Below are 18,807 nucleotides of genomic sequence, written 5' to 3'. Positions count from 1 at the left end.
TCGGGTCTTGTGTTGTCGTCGCGAGCCCCTCTCCCTCCGGGAGAGGGGTTGGGGTGAGGGTACGGGCCGGAGCCCGCACGTCTCGGCGGGCGTCAGCCGCGCTTCCAGCGCACGCCCTGCGGCGTATCTTCCAGCACGATGTTCTCGGCGGCCAGCTGGTCGCGGATGGCATCGGCGCGGGCGAAATCGCGCGCCTGCTTGGCGGCGATGCGCTCGTCGATCAGCGCCTGGATGCGGGCATCGTCGCCGGCGTCCGCGCCGCGGCCGAACCACGCCGCCGGCGCCTGCTGCAGCAGCCCCAGCGCCAGGCCCGCGCCCAGCAGTTCGCCCTTCAGGCGCGCCTTGTCGCCCGGGCTGTCGGCCTTGCGCGCCTCGCCGGCGATGCGCGCCACCTCGGCCAGCGCCAGCGGCGTGTTGAGGTCGTCCTCCAGCGCCGCTTCCACCGCGGCCGGAATGGCCGCCCCGGCCGCGATGTCGCCCAGGTCGCGCAGGGTGCCGTAGAGCCGGTCCAGGGTACGCACGGACTGCTCGATCAGGGCGTCGGACCAGTCCAGCGGCTGCCGGTAGTGGGCCGACAGCAGCGCGTAGCGCAGCGCCTCCGGCGGGTGCTGGCGCACCAGGTCGTGCACGCGCTCGATGTTGCCCAGCGACTTGCTCATCTTGGCGCCGCCGAAGTTGAGCATGCCGTTGTGCAGCCAGAAGCGGGCGAAGGTCCGCCCGCCATGGGCGCATTCGCTCTGCGCGATCTCGTTCTCGTGGTGCGGGAACTGCAGGTCCACGCCGCCGGCATGGATGTCGATGGTGTCGCCCAGGTGGGCGGCGGCCATCGCCGAGCATTCGATGTGCCAGCCCGGGCGGCCGCGGCCCCAGGGCGATTCCCAGCCGGGCAGGTCGTCGCTGGACGGTTTCCACAGCACGAAATCGCCGGCGTCGCGCTTGTACGGGGCCACCTCGACGCGGGCGCCGGCCAGCATTTCCTCCGGGTCGCGGCGCGAGAGCTTGCCGTAATCCTTGTAGCTGCCAACCGAGAACAGCACGTGGCCTTCGGCCGCATAGGCATGGCCGCTGGCGATCAGGCCCTGGATCATGGCGATGATCTGCGGGATGTGGGCGGTGGCCTCCGGCTCGATGTCCGGCGGCGCCACGCCCAGCGCGGCCATGTCTTCGCGGTAGGCGGCGGCGAAACGATCGGTGATGGCCGCGATCGGCACGCCCTGCTCGCGGGCCGCGGCGTTGATCTTGTCGTCGACGTCGGTGATGTTGCGGGCGTAGCGCAGGGCGCCGTAGCGCCGCCGCAGCAGGCCGGCGAGCACGCCGAACACCACCGGGCCGCGGGCGTTGCCGATGTGCACGTAGTTGTAGACGGTCGGGCCGCACACGTACATGGTCGGGGCGGCGGGGTCCAGCGGGGCGAACGGCTCCAGCTGCCGCGTCAGGGTGTTGTACAGGTGCAGGGCCATGGGCGTGCCGTGGGGAGGGGAGGCAGAACCGGCAATTCTAGCGGCCCGGGGCGGGGCGGGCACGCCCGGGCTGGGCAGCGGGGCGATGGACGGGTAATGTTCAGCCTCCGTCCCTCGTGCTGCCTACACTATATCGGTGGTTACCCGTCATCCGTCCCCGTTGAAGTGTCGATGAAGCGCGCTCCCGTGTCGCTGTCCCTGGCCTGCCTGCTGGCCGTCTCCGCCGCGCCGGCCGGGGCGCAGAACGCCGACCTGCGCAACCGCGTGGCCGTCGTCGAGAACGTGCGCTACGACTATGCGCAGGTGCTCAACGTCGAGCCGGTGTTCCAGACCCTGCGCGCCACCCGCACCGAGGAGCACTGCGAGCCGGTGTCCACGCTCACCCTGGCGCCGGTGGAGGTCAAGGCCGAGGAGGAGAAGGGCGGCTTCCGCCGCTTCTGGGATTCGGTGAAGGGCATTTTCAGCCACCAGGGCGGCGAGGACGAGGCCGACCTGGAGGCCGGCCTGGAGGCGCGCCGCGCCAAGGCCGGCGGCAACGGCGCGCTGCTCACCCCGGAGTGCCGCATCATCGAGGTCGGCCGCGAGTTCCGCCGGCCCATCGCCTACGACGTGGATTACGTCTACAAGGGCGTCAAGTTCCGCTCGCGCCTGCCCGAGGACCCGGGCAACCGCCTGAAGCTGCGGGTGTCGATCACCCCGGAACTGGGCGAAGGCCCGCAGCCCGGTCCCTCCAATCCCTGATGTTGCACCGCGGTACTTGCGTGGTGCCGGGACGCGTGCGACCATGCGCGACGATGAAGGCGAACAGCTTCCAGCACGAAACCAGCACCGCCCGGATGGCCTCCGGCATGACCTCGCGTGCCCGCCGACCGGAATCCCACATATTCGCTGGGTAAGCCGGAGCTTCGTGCTGTCTGTTCGGAAAACCCAGCCCAGGCTGGGTTTTTTCGTTTCTGTTCCGCGAAAGTTTCAACTGCAATGAGCCGCGCATCCGCGCATCCTGCCGCCGGCAACGGCGGCCCCCGCAGCCGCAAAGGATGGATCGATGTCTGTGAAGCACTTCTTGAACACCCAGGACTGGAGCCGCGCCGAGCTCGACGCGCTGCTGACCCAGGCCGCGCTGTTCAAGCGCAACAAGCTGGGCGATGACCTGAAGGGCAGGTCCATCGCCCTGGTGTTCTTCAACCCCTCCATGCGCACCCGCACCAGCTTCGAGCTGGGCGCGTTCCAGCTGGGCGGCCACGCCATCGTGCTGCAGCCGGGCAAGGACGCGTGGCCGATCGAGTTCGACCTGGGCACGGTGATGGACGGCGACACCGAGGAACACATCGCCGAAGTGGCGAAGGTGCTGGGCCGCTACGTGGACCTGATCGGCGTGCGTGCCTTCCCGAAGTTCGTGGACTGGCAGTACGACCGCCAGGACATCGTGCTCAAGGCATTCGCGAAGTATTCGCCGGTGCCGGTGATCAACATGGAGACCATCACCCATCCCTGCCAGGAACTGGCCCACGCGCTGGCGCTGCAGGAGCATTTCGGCACCAGCGACCTGCGCGGCAAGAAGTACGTGCTGACCTGGACCTACCATCCCAGGCCGCTGAACACCGCCGTGGCCAACTCGGCGCTGACCATCGCCACCCGCCTGGGCATGGACGTGACCCTGCTGTGCCCGAACGAGCAGTACGTCCTCGATGAGCGCTACATGGGCTGGGCCGAGCAGAACGTGGCCGAGAGCGGTGGTTCGCTGACCGTCAGCCACGACATCGAGAGCGCCTACCGCGGCGCCGACGTGGTCTACGCCAAGAGCTGGGGCGCGCTGCCGTACTTCGGCAACTGGGCGCCGGAAAAACCCATCCGCGACCAGTACAAGCACTTCATCGTCGACGAAGCCAAGATGGCCTTGACCAACAACGGCGTGTTCTCGCACTGCCTGCCGCTGCGCCGCAACGTCAAGGCCACCGATGGCGTGATGGATTCGCCGCAGTGCATCGCCATCGACGAGGCCGAGAACCGCCTGCACGTGCAGAAGGCGATCATGGCCGCGCTGGTCCGCTGATCCCTCCCGCCGCTTTCCCTTCCCCGATCCCCCAACGGCGGCCGCCGTGCCGTCCAACGAGACTCCGCACATGACCACCCCCAACGACTCCCGCGACATCGTCCTGGCCTTCTCCGGCGGCCTGGACACCAGCTTCTGCGTGCCCTACCTGCAGGAGCGCGGCTGGAACGTGCACACCGTGTTCGCCGACACCGGCGGCGTGGACGCCGAGGAGCGCGAGACCATCGAGAAGCGCGCCGCCGAACTGGGCGTGAGCAGCCATGTCACCGTCGATGGCGGCCCGGCGATCTGGGAAGGCTTCGTCAAGCCGTTCGTGTGGGCCGGCGAGGGCTACCAGGGCCAGTACCCGCTGCTGGTGTCCGACCGCTACCTGATCGTCGACGCCGCCCTCAGGCGCGCCGCCGAACTGGGCACCAACGCCATCGCCCACGGCTGCACCGGCATGGGCAACGACCAGGTGCGCTTCGACTTGGCAGTGAAGGCGCAGGGCGATTACCGCATCCTGGCGCCGATCCGCGAGATCCAGAAGGAGCACACCCAGACCCGCGCCTACGAGCAGGCCTACCTGGAGGAGCGCGGCTTCGGCGTGCGCGCCAAGCAGAAGGCCTACACCATCAACGAGAACCTGCTGGGCGTGACCATGTCCGGCGGCGAGATCGACAAGTGGGAAGCCCCGGGCGAGGGCGCGCGCGGCTGGTGCGCGCCGCGCAGCGCATGGCCGGTCGAGCCGCTGACCGTGACCCTGAAGTTCGTCCACGGCGAGGCGGTGGAGCTGGACGGCAAGGCGCTGCCGGGCGAGCAGATCCTGGCCCGGCTCAACAAGCTGTTCGCCCCGTACGGCGTCGGCCGCGGCGTGTACACCGGCGACACCGTGATCGGCCTGAAGGGCCGCATCGTGTTCGAGGCGCCGGGCCTGACCGCGCTGCTGGCCGCGCACCGCGCGCTGGAGGACGCGGTGCTGACCAAGCAGCAGAACCGCTTCAAGCCGGACGTGGCGCGCAAGTGGGTGGAGCTGGTCTACGAAGGCTTCTACCACGACCCGCTGAAGACCGACCTGGAAGCCTTCCTGCAGTCCTCGCAGGGCAAGGTCAACGGCGAGGTGGTGCTGGAGACCCGCGGCGCCCGCGTCGACGCGGTGGCGGTGAAGTCCCCGCACATCCTCAACGCCAAGGGCGCGACCTACGCGCAGTCGGCCGACTGGGGCGTGGAGGAAGCCGAGGGCTTCATCAAGCTGTTCGGCATGAGCTCCACGCTGTACGCGCAGGTCAACAACGGCTGAGGACGATGGCATGGGCGGGCTGCGCATCAGTACGGACAAGGGGGAGCTCGACGTTCCCCTGATCCATCGTTTCCTTTCGACCGGGGCCTACTGGAGCCCCGGCGTTTCGAAGGAAACGGTGGAGCGTGCGATCGCCGGCTCGCTGTGCTTCGGCGGCTACCTCGACGGTGCAGGGCAGGTGGCGTTCGCGCGGGTCATCACCGACGCGGCCACGTTCGCCTATCTGGCCGACGTGTTCGTCCTGCCGGAGCACCGCGGCCATGGCCATTCCCGGCAGCTGATGGACGCCATCATGGCCCATCCGCAGCTGCAGGGGCTGCGCCGTTTCATGCTGGCGACCCTGGACGCGCATGGCCTGTATGCGCACTACGGTTTCACGCCGGTTGCCCGGCCCGAGCGGCTGATGGAAATCACCCGTCCGATTCCCTGACCGACGCGGACAGCGCCGGCCCGAACCTCATTCACGCATCCCGATGACCGAACTCCTCGATTCCACCCTCGCGCACCTGGAAAAGCTGGTGTCCTTCGACACCCGCAACCCGCCGCGCGCGATCACCACCGGCGGCATCTTCGACTACCTGCGCGCGAACCTGCCCGGGTTCGCGGTCGAGGTGATCGACCATGGCGCCGGCGCGGTCAGCCTGTATGCGGTGCGCGGCACGCCGAAGTACCTGTTCAACGTGCACCTGGACACGGTGCCGGATTCGCCGCACTGGAGCGCCGACCCGCATGCGATGCGGCGCCTGGACGACCGCGTGGTCGGGCTGGGCGTGTGCGACATCAAGGGCGCCGCTGCGGCGCTGGTGGCCGCGGCCAATCTCACCGATGGCGATGCGGCCTTCCTGTTCTCCTCGGACGAGGAGGCCAACGACCCGCGCTGCATTGCCGCCTTCCTGGCCCGCGGCATTCCCTATGAAGCGGTGCTGGTGGCCGAGCCGACCATGAGCGAGGCGGTGCTGGCGCACCGCGGCATCAGCTCGGTGCTGATGAAGTTCAGCGGCCGTGCCGGCCATGCGTCCGGCCGGCAGGACGCGGCAGCCAGCGCGCTGCACCAGGCCATGCGCTGGGGCGGCCGCGCGCTGGACCATGTCCAGTCGCTGGCGCATGCGCGCTTTGGCGGCCTGACCGGCCTGCGCTTCAACATCGGCCGCGTCGAAGGCGGCATCAAGGCCAATATGATCGCGCCCGAGGCCGAGCTGCGTTTCGGCTTCCGTCCGCTGCCGTCGATGGACGTCGACCAGCTGCTGGCGACCTTCGCCGGCTTCGCCGAACCGGCCGCGGCGCACTTCGAGGAAACCTTCCGCGGCCCGAGCCTGCCCTCGGGCGACATCGCGCGCGCGGAGGAACGCCGCCTGGCCGCGCGCGACATCGCCGACGAGCTGGGCCTGCCGATCGGCAATGCCGTCGATTTCTGGACCGAGGCCTCGCTGTTCTCCGCCGCCGGTTACACCACGATGGTCTACGGCCCCGGCGACATCGCCCAGGCCCATACCGCCGACGAGTTCGTGACCCTGGAGCAGCTGCAGCGCTACGCCGGCTCGGTGCTCAAGATCCTGCAGCGCGGCGCCTGAGCGCCGCGTTCCCCCTTTACGACAGACGAACCACACGCCATGCAACCCCACCGCCAGACCCGCCAGACCATCGTGCGCCTGCTCTCGAGCATGGCCAGCGCGAAGGAGATCAGCCAGTACCTCAAGCGCTTCTCGCAGCTGGACGCCAAGCGCTTCGCCGTGGTCAAGGTCGGCGGCGCGGTGCTGCGCGACGACCTGGACGCACTGACCTCCTCGCTGTCGTTCCTGCAGGAAGTCGGCCTGACCCCGATCGTGCTGCACGGCGCCGGCCCGCAGCTGGACGCCGAATTGTCGGCGGCCGGCATCGAGAAGCGCACCGTCAACGGCCTGCGCGTGACCACGCCCGAAGCGCTGGCGATCGTGCGCAAGGTGTTCCAGCAGTCCAACCTGCAGCTGGTGGAGGCGCTGCAGCAGAATGGCGCGCGCGCCACCTCGATCACCGGCGGCGTGTTCGAGGCCGAGTACCTCGACCAGGACGTCTACGGGCTGGTCGGCGAGGTGAAGCGGGTCAACCTGGCGCCGATCGAGGCCAGCCTGCGCGCCGGCTCGATCCCGGTCATCACCTCGCTGGGCGAAACCCCGAGCGGGCAGATCCTCAACGTCAATGCCGATTTCGCCGCCAACGAGCTGGTGCAGGAGCTGCAGCCGTACAAGATCATCTTCCTCACCGGCACCGGCGGCCTGCTCGATGCCGAGGGCAAACTGATCGATTCGATCAACCTGTCCACCGAATACGAGCACCTGATCCAGCAGCCGTGGCTGCACGGCGGCATGAAGGTCAAGATCGAGCAGATCAAGGACCTGCTGGACAGGCTGCCGGAGGAATCCTCGGTATCGATCACGCGCCCGGCCGACCTGGCCAAAGAGCTGTTCACCCACAAGGGTTCGGGCACCCTGGTCCGCCGCGGCGAGAAGGTGCTCAGGGCGACGTCGTGGGAGCAGCTGGACACCGCGCGGCTGAAGGCGCTGATCGAATCCAGCTTCGGCCGCCAGCTGGTGCCGGACTATTTCGAGAAGACCCGGCTGCTGCGCGCCTACGTCAGCGAGAACTACCGCACCGCGGTGATCCTTACCGACGAGGCCGAGGGCGTGTACCTGGACAAGTTCGCCGTGCTCGACGACGCGCAGGGCGAAGGCCTGGGGCGCGCGGTGTGGAACGTGATGCTGGAGGAGACCCCGCAACTGTTCTGGCGCTCGCGCAACGGCAACCCGGTCAACCACTTCTATTACGCCGAGTCCGACGGCTGCTACAAGCTGGATCACTGGAAGGTGTTCTGGTTCGGCGCCAGCGACTTCGAGCGCATCCGCGGTTTCGTCGAGCATTGCGGCCGGCGCCAGGCCAGCCTGCAGGGGTGAGGCCATGAGCGGACCCTCGGCCAATACCCGCTGGAACACCGTGCCGGAGCTGCGTGGCGCGCATGTCGCGCTGGAACCGCTGCGCATCGAACACGTGCCCGCGCTGCGGCAGGCGCTGGGCGAGGGCGAGCTGTCGCGCCTGTGGTACGCCAACGTGCCGGCGCCGGAGGCGGTGGAGCGTTACGTCGCCGCGGCGCTGGACGCGCAGGCGCGCGGCGAGGCGCTGCCGTTCGCGGTCCGGGACGCCGCCGGAGAGGTGGTGGGCTGCACGCGCTATTACGCGCTGGACGCGGGCGTGCCGCGGCTGAACATCGGCTACACCTGGTACCACCGCCGGGTGCAGCGCACCGGCGTGAACACCGAAGCCAAGCTGCTGTTGCTGCGCCATGCCTTCGAGGCGATGGGTTGTATCGCCATCGGCTTCGAGACCAGCTGGTTCAACCACGCCTCGCGCGCGGCCATCGCCCGGCTCGGCGCGAAGCAGGACGGGGTGCTGCGCAACCACAAGCGCCACGCCGACGGCACGCCGCGCGATACCGTGGTGTTCTCCATCCTCGACAGCGAATGGCCGGCGGTACGCAGCCATCTGCAGTCCCTACTGGATTCGCATTCATGACCGACAGGAAATTCTCGCTGGGCATCGTCGGTGCCCGCGGCCACACCGGCGCCGAGCTGATCCGCCTGATCGCCGCGCACCCGCGCATCGAACTGGCCTTCGTCTCCTCGCGCGAGCTGGACGGCCAGCGCGTGGCCGACCACAACGATGGCTACAACGGCGAACTGCGCTACGAAAGCCTCGACCCGCAGGCGGTGGCCGCCAAGGGCGCCGACGCGGTGATCCTGGCCCTGCCCAACGGCAAGGCCGAGCCCTTCGTCGCCGCGCTGGATGCCGCCAGGCCCGGGACGGTGATCGTGGATCTGTCGGCCGACTACCGCTTCGACAACAGCTGGTATTACGGCCTGCCGGAACTGACCCGCGATACCTACGCCGGGCAGAAGCGCATCAGCAATCCTGGCTGCTACGCCACGGCCATGCAGCTGGCGATCACGCCGCTGCTGTCGCAGCTGGCCGGGCCGCCGGCCTGCTTCGGCGTGTCCGGCTATTCCGGCGCCGGCACCACGCCCTCGGACAAGAACAACACCGCGCTGCTGCGCGACAACCTGATGCCGTACGCGCTGACCAACCATGTGCACGAGCGCGAGGTGTCCACGCGGCTCGGCGTGCCGGTGGAATTCATGCCGCACGTGGCGCCGCATTTCCGCGGCATCACCCTGACCGCGAACCTGTGGCTGCAGCAGCCGCTCCAGCGCGGGGAGGTGATGGCGCTGTACCAGCGGCGCTACGCCGGCGAACCGCTGGTGGAGGTGGTGGACGAGGCGCCGTGGGTCAGCCGCATCGCCGGCCGACACGGCGTGCAGATCGGCGGCTTCACCCTGGCCCCGGGCAACAAACGCGTGGTGGTGGTGGCGACCATCGACAATCTGCTCAAGGGCGCGGCGACGCAGGCGCTGCAGAACCTCAACCTCGCGCTCGGGCTGCCCGAGCTGACCGCGATCCCGCATTGACCCGCTCCCCGCAGGAGCGGCTTCAGCCGCGACGGGGCTTTACCAGCAAGTCCCCATCGCGGCTGAAGCCGCTCCTACGGAAAAACCATTCGAGAGGCTTCCGATGACCAACCTGTTGTGGCAGAAACCCGGTGTCGCGGTCGACGCGAAGATCCAGACCTTCCTCGCCGGCGACGACGTGATCCTGGACCGCGAATTCTTCCTGCACGACATCCAGGCCAGCACCGCGCACGCCGAAGGCCTGCAGCACATCGGCATCCTGTCGGCCGACGAGCTGGCCACGCTCAAGCGCGAACTGGCGCAGCTGGCCGCGGATTTCCGCAGCGGCGCCTTCGTGCTGGACGAACAGTACGAGGACTGCCATTCGGCCATCGAGGCGCGCCTGACCGAACGCCTGGGCGATGCCGGCCGCAAGATCCACACCGGCCGCAGCCGCAACGACCAGATCCTGGTCGCCACGCGGCTGTGGCTGAAGGAAAAGCTGGCGCGCGTGGCGCAGATCAGCCGCGAGGTGGCGAAGGTGGCGCTGGACCGCGCCGTCGCCGAACAGCAGCAGCCGCTGCCCGGCTACACCCACATCCAGCGCGCTGTGGTGTCCTCGGCGGGCATGTGGTGGGCGGGCTGGGCCGAAGCCTTCATCGACAATGCGGTGCGCGCGGCCGACACGCGCCGGCTGATCGACTGCAACCCGCTGGGTACGGCCGCCGGTTACGGCGTCAACCTTCCGCTGGACCGCGAGCACACCACGCGCGCGCTGGACTTCGCGCGCATGCAGGTCAGCCCGATCTACGCGCAGCTCTCGCGCGGCAAGTTCGAGCTGGCCGCGCTGGAAGCGCTCGGCGGCGCCACGCTGGACCTGCGCCGCATCGCCTGGGACCTGTCGCTGTTCACCACCGGCGAGTTCGCCTTCGTGGCGCTGCCGGCGCAGTACACCACCGGCAGCTCGATCATGCCGAACAAGCGCAACCCGGACGTGATCGAACTGATGCGCGCCACCCACGCCAGCGTGGCCGCCGCGCGCACCGAGATCGAGCAGCTGCTGTCGCTGCCGTCGGGCTACCACCGCGACCTGCAGGCGTCCAAGGGCGCGATCTTCCATGGCTTCGGCCGCGGCCTGGCGGCGCTGGAACTGCTGCCGGCGCTGCTGTCCAACCTGGACTGGCGCGACGACAACATCCGCGCCGCCATCGACTCGGGCATGTACGCCACCGACGTGGCGGTGGAAGCGGCCGTGGCCGGCGTGCCGTTCCGCGAGGCCTACAAGGCCGCCGCCGCGGCGGCGGACACGGCCGGGCAGGGGCGCAGCCCGGAAGGCAGCCTGGCCGCGCGCGTGTCGCCGGGCGCGGCCGCCGACCTGCGCCTGGACGAACTGCAGGCACGCTGGGCCGCGCTGCAACCGTAGGTTGCCGGGCTCGCCCGGCACGGAGTTCCGCCGGGAAGGCCGATGCGGGGCAGGCCCGCATCGGCGCGCCATGCACGGACCGCGGGTTGGTTGGAAACGAAAGCATCCCCCACATCTGCCGCGCGGCAGTGCAACATGCGCGACGGCACCCGATGCCATGGAGAACGACGTGAAGCTGTACCTGGTGATGGCCATGCGCAAGCCGGCGTTCGACGCCAGCGTGATCGAACCACACAAGGCCTTCCTCGACGCGCTGCGCGCGCAGGGGCGGCTGCACCTGACCGGCGGCTTCAGCGACGGCAGCGGCGGCGCCTATGTGCTGTGCAACGTCGATGACCTGGAGCAGGCGCGGGCCATCGTCGCCACCGATCCGCTGGTCCTGCAGGACTGCTCGGAACTGAGCGTGCACGAATGGAACACCCGCTGAGCCCATGAACGACGCCGCGCCTTCGCCCTTCGCCGAGCAGACCCTGCCGCCGTGGCGGCGCGCGGTGCTCAAGGTCGGCAGCAGCCTGCTGGCGGCCGATGGCGGCGGCCTGACCCCGCGCTTCGCGCTGGGGCTGGCGCAGTTCGTCTCGGCCAACCTGCTGGCCGGCCGGGAAGTGGTGATCGTCTCGTCCGGCGCGGTCGCCGCCGGTCGCGCCATCGTGCCCCGGGCGGCCGAGGCCGGCGCGGCCCTCGCCGCGCGGCAGGCGCTGGCCGCGCTCGGGCAGGCGCAGCTGATCGCGCTGTGGCAGCGCTTCTTCGAGCGGCCGGTGGCGCAGGTGCTGCTCACCCACGACGACCTGCGCAACCGTCGCCGCTATCTCAATGCGCGCGCCACGCTGGGCGAACTGCTGGCGCTGGGCGCGCTGCCGGTGGTCAACGAGAACGACACCGTCTCGGTCGACGAGCTCAAGCTCGGCGACAACGACAACCTGGCGGCCATCGTCGCCGCGCTGGTCGATGCCGATGCGCTGTTCATCGCCACCGACATCGACGGCCTGTACACCGCCGACCCGCGCCGCGACCCGCGGGCGCGGCCGGTTGATGAGGTCGTCGAGCTGACCGCCGATGTGATGGCGATGGCCGGCGGCAGCGGCAGCGCGGCCGGCACCGGCGGCATGCAGACCAAGCTGCAGGCCGCGGCCAAGGCCGGCGCCGCCGGCATCGACACCTTCCTGTTCAACGGCCGCAGCGGCGAGGTGGTGCGCGGCCTGGCGCAGGGCCGGTTGCGCGGCACGCGGCTGCACGCCGGGCGCTCGCGCATCGCCGCGCGCAAGTACTGGCTGCGGCACGCGCCGGTCGAGCCGGGCGCGGCGATCATGATCGACGAAGGCGCCGCGCGCGCGCTGCGCGCGAAGGGCGCCTCGCTGCTGCCCGGCGGCGTGACCGGCGCGGTGGGCGAGTTCCGCCGCGGCGACATGATCGAGGTGCGGGTGGACGGCGAGGACGGCCCGCAATGCGTGGCGCGCGGCATCAGCCAGTACTCGGCGGTGGACGTGCGCCGCATCGGCCGCCGCCACACCCGCGAGATCGAGCGCATCCTCGGTTACACCTATGGCGACAACGTGATCCACCGCGACGACCTGGTCCTGCTGCCATGACCGCATACCCGTAGGAGCGGCTTCAGCCGCGATGGGGCTTTACCGGCAAAGCCCTTCGCGGCCGAAGCCGCTCCTGCGGAAAGCGGGGACAGGCACGACCGATTCCGCATCACAGGAGCTGCACGCATGACCGACATCAAGACCCTCGCCCTGCAGTGCCGCGACGCCTCGCAGGTGCTGGCGCGGCTTTCCAGCGCGGCGCGGCGCGACCTGCTGGCGGCGATGGCGGATGCGCTCGAGGCCGATGCCGGCGTCATCCTGTCCGCCAACGAACGCGACCTGCAGGCCGCGCGCGACAAGGGCACGGGCGCGGCGATGCTGGACCGCCTGGCCTTGAACCCACAGCGCCTGGCCGGCGTCGCCAACGCCCTGCGCGAGGTCGCCGCGCTGCCCGATCCGGTCGGCGAGGTGACCCGCGACTACACGCGTCCCAACGGCATCCGCGTGCAGAAGGTGCGCGTGCCGCTGGGGGTGATCGCGATGATCTACGAGGCGCGCCCCAACGTCACCGCCGATGCGGCGGCGCTGTGCATCAAGGCCGGCAACGGCGTGATCCTGCGCGGCGGTTCGGAGGCGATCCACTCCAACACCGCGATCGCCGCCGCGCTCCGGCGCGCCCTGCGCGAAGCCGGCATCCCCGAGGCGGCCCTGACCCTGGTCGAGGACCTGCGCCGCGAGACCATGCTCGAACTGCTGCAGCTCAACGACATCGTCGACCTGGCGATCCCGCGCGGCGGCGAGGGCCTGATCCGTTTCGTCGCCGAGCATGCGCGGGTGCCGGTGATCAAGCACTACAAGGGCGTGTGCCACCTGTACGTGGACGACAGCGCCGACCTGGAGCTGGCGCTGGGCCTGCTGGTCGACGGCAAGGTCTCGCGCCCGGCGGCCTGCAATTCGCTGGAAACCCTGCTGGTGCACGCCGCCGTCGCGCCGCGTTTCCTGCCGATGGCCGCCGCCGCGCTGCGCGCGCGGGGCGTCGAACTGCGCGGCGACGCGGCCACGCAGGCGCTGGTGGCCGGCGTGGTGCCTGCGGACGAGGCCGACTACGCCGCCGAATACCTGGACCTGATCCTGGCGGTGCGGGTGGTCGATTCGCTGGAAACGGCGCTGGCGCACATCCAGCGCCACACCTCCGACCATACCGAGGTCATCGCCACCGGCGATCCGGCCCACGCCGAGGCCTTCGTGCATGCGCTGCGCTCGGCGGTGGTGATGGTCAACGCCTCGTCGCGTTTCTCCGACGGCGGCGAGCTGGGGCTGGGCGCGGAGATCGGCATCTCCACCACGCGCCTGCATTCCTACGGCCCGATGGGGCTGGAGGCGCTCACCGTGGAGCGCTTCGTGGTGCGCGGCGAGGGCCAGGTCCGGGGGTAAGATTAGGCCCAGTGGTCCTCGAGCTGCTGCGGCCTGCAGGCGAACCAGGCCGCGACCAGCAGGACCAGCGAACACAGCATCAGGAAGGCGAACGACCACGCCCAGCCGCCGCTGACACCATGCAGCCAGCCGAACAGCAGCGGGCCGAGGCTGGCCAGGCTGTAGCCCACGCCCTGCATGAAGCCGGACAGCGCCGCCGAACCGGCCGGGGTGCGCGTGCGCAGGTTGATCAGGGTCAGGCCCAGCGGGAAGGTCGACGGGCCCAGGCCGGCGATCACCGCCCACAGCCATGGCGCCCGCATCGGCGCCCACAGCAGGCCGGCGAAGGCGACGGCGTTGAGGCCGAACACCAGCATCGCGATCGGGAACGGATTGCGCATGCGCACCGCCAGCGCCGGTACCAGCAGCGAGGGCAGCAGGCCGATGGCCGAATACACCGCGACCATGACCCCGCCGAACGCCTCGCTGGCGCCGGCCTCGACCATCACCTTGGGCAGCCAGGTGAACAGCGAATACGTGCCCAGCGAGGTCATGCCGAACATCAGCGCCATGCCCCAGCCCAGCGAGGTCTTCCACACCCGCCCCGGCGCATGGGCGACGGCGCCGGCAGTGGCCGCCTGCGGCCGCGGCGCGCGCCGGGCCAGCAGGAGCCACGGCAGCAGCGCGGCCAGCGACAGCAGCGACCACATGCCCAGCGAGATGCGCCAGTCGTAGCGGTCGGCCACCGGCACCGCGAGCAGCGCCGGGACCATCGTGCCGGCCTGCAGCACGGTGATGTAGAGCGTGCTCAGCGTGCCGACGCGGTCGGCGAAGTAGCGCTTGACCAGCGGCGGCACCACCACGTTGCCGATGCCCATGCCGGCCAGCGCGACCGCCGAGCCCAGCAGCAGCGTGCCGACGCTGCCGGCGCTGGCGCGCAGCAGCAGGCCGGCGGTGGCCAGCAGCATGGTCAGCACCGCGGTGCGTTCCAGCCCGAGCCGGCGGATCAGGCGCGGCGTGCTCAGGCCGAGCAGGGCGAACGCGGCGGTGGGCATCATGCCGAGCACGCCGGTCATGGTGCTGCCGAAATCGAACAGGTGGCCGAGGCGGTCCAGCAGCGGCGTCAGCGAGGTGACCGCGCTGCGCAGGTTGGCCGAGACCAGGATGATGGCGGCGAAGGCCAGCAGGCGGCCCTTGAACAGGGAAGCCCCGGGTGCCGTGGCGGCGGGATTGGACATTGCGTGGCTCCGGCGCGGACACGGCGGGGAGGGACGCGTGGTCCGCGGAAAACTGAAGGAACCGCCGGGAGCGGTTCCTGGGATCGCCCGTCGATGGCCCGGTGGGTTCGACATGGGTGGCGAAAAACAAAAGCCGGCGCAAGGCCGGCTTCTGTCGAACTGGTCGGGGAGACAGGATTCGAACCTGCGACCTCTACGTCCCGAACGTAGCGCTCTACCAGACTGAGCTACACCCCGAAGGAGCCGCCTATGATAGCGGCGAGGGGAGGGCTGCGCAACTGTTTTCATCGCGCCCTGCGCGCATCGCCGGTGCGGAAACGAGAACCCGGCGGACGGACCGGATGGGACGGCAGGGGCCGATGACCGGGCTGCGCTCTAGCCCGATTTCTGCTGCAGGCGTTGCAGGAAGGGCAGCTCGCGACAGCCGCGCTCCAGGGCCCACAGCATCTGGAACGAATCGGCGCCCGCCTGCTCCAGCAACTCGGCCGACGCCTGTTCCATGACCACGAGGGCCTTGCGGATACGCACCAGCTCGCTTCGCCCCTTCATCGTCAGGCCTATCAGGGTTCTACGCCCATCGGTCGGATCGTCGCTGGACTTCACCAGCGACAAGCGGGTCAGTTCCCTGATCCAGACGATCACGAGCGGATGCGACTGCCGCAGCAGCCCCGCAAGCTCGGTCACCCCCAGCGGGCCATGCGCGTCCAGTGCCAGCAGCGTGGATATCGTACGCGGCGGTGCCGTGACCCCAACCGTTGGATACCAGTCGGCCGCGCCTTGCACGAGTTCGTCGGCGAGCCGGCGCAGCAGGTGGGCAAGGAAGGCCGGTCCCTGCTGCTGGATGAAATCGGTCACGTGGGGATTCTTCCTGGAGGGTTGACGCATATCGCCATTCTGGTCAACAGTTACGTAAACGATAACATTATTGGAGTCGCCATGCGCAGGTTCTCCCTTGCTGCGGCCTTCGTCGTTGCCGCATGTCCCGTCGCAGCGATCGCCGGGGGGCCGGAAGCGGCGGTTCATGCCCCTTCCTGCCTCACCGGCAGCTATCGAATGGCGGACGGCAGCACGCTCGACATCGGGCCCGGGGGATCCGGGGCGCCGCGCTGGCGGCGTCCGGCGGGCCAGACCGGTGCGCTGGTGCGGCAGAGCGATGGCGAATGGAACAGCACCCTGGGGTGGACCGATCGCCCGGATGGCCATCGACTCACGGTGCTCGACTGCGACCAGGGCCAGATACGTTTCGACAACGTTCCGGGTGAGCGCGAACCGCTCGTCCAGATCGATACGCGCTTCCAGGGAAGCGGCGTCACGCTGAGCGGGCGATTGACCCTGCCGCCAGGAGAGCAGGCCGTACCCGTCGTTGTCCTCGTTCACGGCGCCGAACACTCTTCGGCGGTGGACACATACTCGCTTCAGCGCGAACTGGCCAGCCAGGGCATCGGGGTTTTCGCATACGACAAGCGGGGTACGGGGCGTTCGGAGGGGCGGTATACGCAGAACTACCTCACCCTTGCCATCGACGCCCTCCATGCCATGCGCGAGGCCAGGCGCCTCGCCGGCCAACGAGCCGGGCGCATTGGATACCAGGGCGGCAGCCAGGGCGGGTGGGTGGCGCCGTTGGCCGCCAGGATCGAGCCGGTGGATTTCGTGATCGTCAGCTTCGGGCTTGCCGTATCGCCGCTCCAGGAGGACCGCGAAGCGATCGCGTTCGACCTGGCGCGTGCAGGCTTCGGTCCGGACGCGATGCGCAAGGCCGACGAAGTTGCCAGCGCGTCAGCCGCCATCATCGAGAGCAACTTCACGGAAGGGTTCGAGCGGCTCGGTGCTCTGAAGGAACGGTATGGGAAAGAACCCTGGTTCCCGTTCGTGCGGGGCAACTTCACTTCCCATCTTCTTTCCACGCCGGAGGCGGTAATACGCCGCGATTTTCCGGCGCTGCTCGAGGGGGTGCCGGCCCATTACGATCCGATGCCCGTCCTGTCCAACCTCGACGTGCCACAGCTGTGGCTCTTGGGCGGGCAGGATCGCGATGCTCCCCCTTTCGAGACGCTGCGCCGCCTGGACAGGCTCAAGCGGGCGGGTCGCCCGATCACCATCTTCGTGTTTCCGCACGCGGACCATGGCATGTACGAGTTCGAGACCGATGCGCATGGCGAGCGGGTGTCCACCCGCCAGCCCGAAGGGTATCTGCGGATGATGGTGGACTTCATCAAACACGGTCCTTCTGCCGGGCTCGAAAGCAACTGAGGGGCCGGGCGGCCTGGGTTCCTGGACGAACTGCGCGGGCAGGCAACCTCGAACTGGCCGGACAGGCGCCAGGCCAGTGCCGGTCCACGTGCTGTCGATGCTGCCGCGTTGATGGGGCCCGCCAGGGCATGCGCGAGCTGGCCTGATCCAAAAAAATCAGGCCGCCGCCCGGCGAGGGCGGCAGCCTGATTGTCGATCACGGCCTGGAACCATCAGTCCTGCTTCCAGCAGCAGGAAACAGCTGGTCGGGGAGACAGGATTCGAACCTGCGACCTCTACGTCCCGAACGTAGCGCTCTACCAGACTGAGCTACACCCCGCGAAGGAGGCGGAAAGATACTCTCCGGCAGGCGTTCTTGCAATACCGCAGGCGCGATTGCTAACGCTCCGCTTCGGCCCTGCGCTGTTCGCGCGATTCGAACCACATGCCGTTGAGGATGGCGACGGTGGAGGCCAAGCCGACACCGAGAATCCAAGCGAAATACCACATGGGAAGACTCCTTCGGAGGGGCGCGCCGTGAGGCGCGCGTCATGGTCAGTAGGCGTTCGGGTTGCTGCCCATTTCGTCCAGCGTGGTCTTGCCCTTGAGCACGCGGTACACCCAAGTGGTGTAGGCGATGACGATGGGCAGCAGCAGCACGGTGGCCAGCAGCATGATCCACAGGGTCAGGCGGCTGGAGGAGGCGTCCCAGGCGGTCAGGCTGGAACCGGGCTGGCTGGAGGAAGGCAGCAGGAACGGGAACAGCGCGAAACCGGCGGTGAGGATGATGCCGGCGATGGAGGCGCCCGATGCGAGGAAGGCCAGGCCGCCGCGGCGCATGCGCAGCAGCACCGCCGCCGCCAGCGCGCCGAGCAGGCCCGCCGCCGGTGCCAGCAGCGTGGCCGGCATGGTCGTGTAGTTGTGCAGCCAGCCACCGGCCGCGGTGACCTGCACCGTCTTCAGCAGCGGGTTGCTGGGGCCGTCGGTCACCACCTGCGAGGTGAGCGCATAGCCGGGCAGGCCGAACGCGACCCAGGCGCCGCCGATGGCGAACAGGGCGAAGCCCAGCAGCGCGGCGAGGCTGCCCAGGCGCGCGGCGCGTGCGGCCACCGGACCGTCGGTCTTGAGCACCAGCATGGCCGCGCCGTGGGTGACCAGCATCGCCACGCTGAGCAGGCCGGCCAGCAGCGCGAACGGCGTCAGCAGGCCGAAGAAGCTTCCGGTGTAGAACACGCGCTGGCTGTCGTCGAAGTGGAACGGCACGCCGAGCAGCACGTTGCCCACGGCCACGCCCATGATCAGCGCCGGCACGAAGCCGCCGACGAACAGCGCGCGATCCCAGTTGTCGCGCCAGCGCTGGCTGTGCAGCTTGCCGCGGTACTTGAAGCCGACCGGGCGCAGGATCAGCGCGAACAGGATCAGGAACATCGCCAGGTAGAAGCCGGAAAAGCTCACCGCGTACAGCGGCGGCCATGCGGCGAAGATCGCGCCGCCGCCGAGGATCAGCCACACCTGGTTGCCTTCCCACACCGGGCCGACGGTGTTGATGACCAGCCGGCGTTCGTCGTCGGTCCGCGCCACGAACGGCAGCAGCGTGCCCACGCCCAGGTCGAAACCGTCCATCACCGCGAAGCCGATCAGCAGCACGCCCAGCAGCAGCCACCAGATCACGCGCAGCGTGGTGTAGTCCAGAAGAATGAAGTCCATGGAAGTC

General features: G+C 69.4%; 18 protein-coding genes and 2 tRNA genes. 13 read left to right on the top strand and 7 right to left on the bottom strand.

Annotation, left to right across the window (positions count from 1 at the left end):
- Window positions 1-92: 92 nt before the first annotated feature.
- Window positions 93-1,460 carry a cysteine--tRNA ligase gene (gene cysS, locus AC06FP_RS06160; protein ID WP_456119122.1) on the bottom strand — a complete coding sequence of 456 codons (1,368 nt, stop codon included), beginning with the start codon at window positions 1,458-1,460 and terminating at the stop codon, window positions 93-95.
- Window positions 1,461-1,631: 171 nt separating this feature from the next.
- Here cysS and AC06FP_RS06155 point away from each other — a divergent pair, with 171 nt between their 5' ends.
- From AC06FP_RS06155 to AC06FP_RS06100, 12 genes are all read left to right on the top strand, one after another.
- Window positions 1,632-2,201 carry a hypothetical protein gene (locus tag AC06FP_RS06155; protein WP_456119123.1) on the top strand — a complete coding sequence of 190 codons (570 nt, stop codon included), beginning with the start codon at window positions 1,632-1,634 and terminating at the stop codon, window positions 2,199-2,201.
- A 304-nt stretch (window positions 2,202-2,505) separates the two neighbouring features.
- Window positions 2,506-3,513: an N-acetylornithine carbamoyltransferase gene (locus AC06FP_RS06150; protein WP_478074907.1), complete on the top strand. Its 1,008-nt coding sequence runs from the start codon at window positions 2,506-2,508 to the stop codon at window positions 3,511-3,513.
- 70 nt (window positions 3,514-3,583) lie between these two features.
- Window positions 3,584-4,792, top strand: coding sequence for an argininosuccinate synthase (locus AC06FP_RS06145; RefSeq protein WP_478074906.1), 1,209 nt, complete (start codon window positions 3,584-3,586; stop codon window positions 4,790-4,792).
- Window positions 4,793-4,802: 10 nt separating this feature from the next.
- The gene (locus tag AC06FP_RS06140; protein WP_456119126.1) at window positions 4,803-5,222 is read left to right on the top strand and encodes a GNAT family N-acetyltransferase; all 420 of its coding nucleotides are present in this window, start codon (window positions 4,803-4,805) and stop codon (window positions 5,220-5,222) included.
- A 43-nt stretch (window positions 5,223-5,265) separates the two neighbouring features.
- Window positions 5,266-6,363, top strand: coding sequence for an acetylornithine deacetylase (locus tag AC06FP_RS06135; protein WP_456119127.1), 1,098 nt, complete (start codon window positions 5,266-5,268; stop codon window positions 6,361-6,363).
- A 39-nt stretch (window positions 6,364-6,402) separates the two neighbouring features.
- On the top strand, window positions 6,403-7,719 hold the full coding sequence (locus AC06FP_RS06130; RefSeq protein ID WP_456119128.1) for an acetylglutamate kinase: 1,317 nt from the start codon (window positions 6,403-6,405) through the stop codon (window positions 7,717-7,719).
- Between the two features lie 4 nt (window positions 7,720-7,723).
- Entirely contained in the window at window positions 7,724-8,335 is a 612-nt protein-coding gene (locus AC06FP_RS06125; protein WP_456119129.1) for a GNAT family N-acetyltransferase, read from the top strand.
- A complete protein-coding gene (gene argC / locus AC06FP_RS06120; RefSeq protein ID WP_478074905.1) occupies window positions 8,332-9,285 on the top strand; it encodes an N-acetyl-gamma-glutamyl-phosphate reductase in 954 nt (317 codons plus the stop codon). Before AC06FP_RS06125 ends, argC begins: the two co-directional genes overlap by 4 nt.
- Before the next feature lie 103 nt (window positions 9,286-9,388).
- Entirely contained in the window at window positions 9,389-10,687 is a 1,299-nt protein-coding gene (gene argH, locus AC06FP_RS06115; protein WP_478074904.1) for an argininosuccinate lyase, read from the top strand.
- 157 nt (window positions 10,688-10,844) lie between these two features.
- The gene (locus AC06FP_RS06110; RefSeq protein WP_478074903.1) at window positions 10,845-11,114 is read left to right on the top strand and encodes a YciI family protein; all 270 of its coding nucleotides are present in this window, start codon (window positions 10,845-10,847) and stop codon (window positions 11,112-11,114) included.
- A 4-nt stretch (window positions 11,115-11,118) separates the two neighbouring features.
- The gene (gene proB / locus AC06FP_RS06105; protein WP_478074902.1) at window positions 11,119-12,273 is read left to right on the top strand and encodes a glutamate 5-kinase; all 1,155 of its coding nucleotides are present in this window, start codon (window positions 11,119-11,121) and stop codon (window positions 12,271-12,273) included.
- 126 nt (window positions 12,274-12,399) lie between these two features.
- Complete coding sequence (locus AC06FP_RS06100) at window positions 12,400-13,647, top strand: glutamate-5-semialdehyde dehydrogenase (RefSeq protein ID WP_478074901.1); 1,248 nt, start codon at window positions 12,400-12,402, stop codon at window positions 13,645-13,647.
- Window positions 13,648-13,649: 2 nt separating this feature from the next.
- On the opposite strand, the gene AC06FP_RS06095 is transcribed toward AC06FP_RS06100, so the two are convergent.
- The 3 genes from AC06FP_RS06095 to AC06FP_RS06085 form a co-directional block, all read right to left on the bottom strand.
- Window positions 13,650-14,864, bottom strand: coding sequence for a CynX/NimT family MFS transporter (locus tag AC06FP_RS06095; RefSeq protein WP_478074900.1), 1,215 nt, complete (start codon window positions 14,862-14,864; stop codon window positions 13,650-13,652).
- A gap of 160 nt (window positions 14,865-15,024) precedes the next feature.
- Window positions 15,025-15,101 (bottom strand) — tRNA-Pro (locus AC06FP_RS06090).
- A 138-nt stretch (window positions 15,102-15,239) separates the two neighbouring features.
- A complete protein-coding gene (locus AC06FP_RS06085) occupies window positions 15,240-15,719 on the bottom strand; it encodes a MarR family winged helix-turn-helix transcriptional regulator (protein WP_456119136.1) in 480 nt (159 codons plus the stop codon).
- A 21-nt stretch (window positions 15,720-15,740) separates the two neighbouring features.
- Here AC06FP_RS06085 and AC06FP_RS06080 point away from each other — a divergent pair, with 21 nt between their 5' ends.
- Entirely contained in the window at window positions 15,741-17,114 is a 1,374-nt protein-coding gene (locus tag AC06FP_RS06080; protein ID WP_478074899.1) for an alpha/beta hydrolase family protein, read from the top strand.
- A gap of 242 nt (window positions 17,115-17,356) precedes the next feature.
- Here the strand turns inward: AC06FP_RS06080 and AC06FP_RS06075 are convergent.
- The 3 genes from AC06FP_RS06075 to cydB form a co-directional block, all read right to left on the bottom strand.
- A tRNA-Pro gene (locus AC06FP_RS06075) sits at window positions 17,357-17,433 on the bottom strand.
- A gap of 59 nt (window positions 17,434-17,492) precedes the next feature.
- The gene (gene cydX, locus AC06FP_RS06070) at window positions 17,493-17,603 is read right to left on the bottom strand and encodes a cytochrome bd-I oxidase subunit CydX (protein ID WP_456119138.1); all 111 of its coding nucleotides are present in this window, start codon (window positions 17,601-17,603) and stop codon (window positions 17,493-17,495) included.
- Window positions 17,604-17,648: 45 nt separating this feature from the next.
- Window positions 17,649-18,800 (bottom strand): cytochrome d ubiquinol oxidase subunit II, encoded by a 1,152-nt coding sequence (gene cydB, locus AC06FP_RS06065; RefSeq protein ID WP_478074898.1) that lies wholly within the window; start codon window positions 18,798-18,800, stop codon window positions 17,649-17,651.
- Window positions 18,801-18,807: the final 7 nt, after the last annotated feature.

It is taken from the genome of Stenotrophomonas sp. Steno-Z2 (assembly GCF_056393235.1).
Note: the sequence above shows the minus strand (reverse complement) of the source record. Positions and strands in the feature narration are given on the sequence as shown.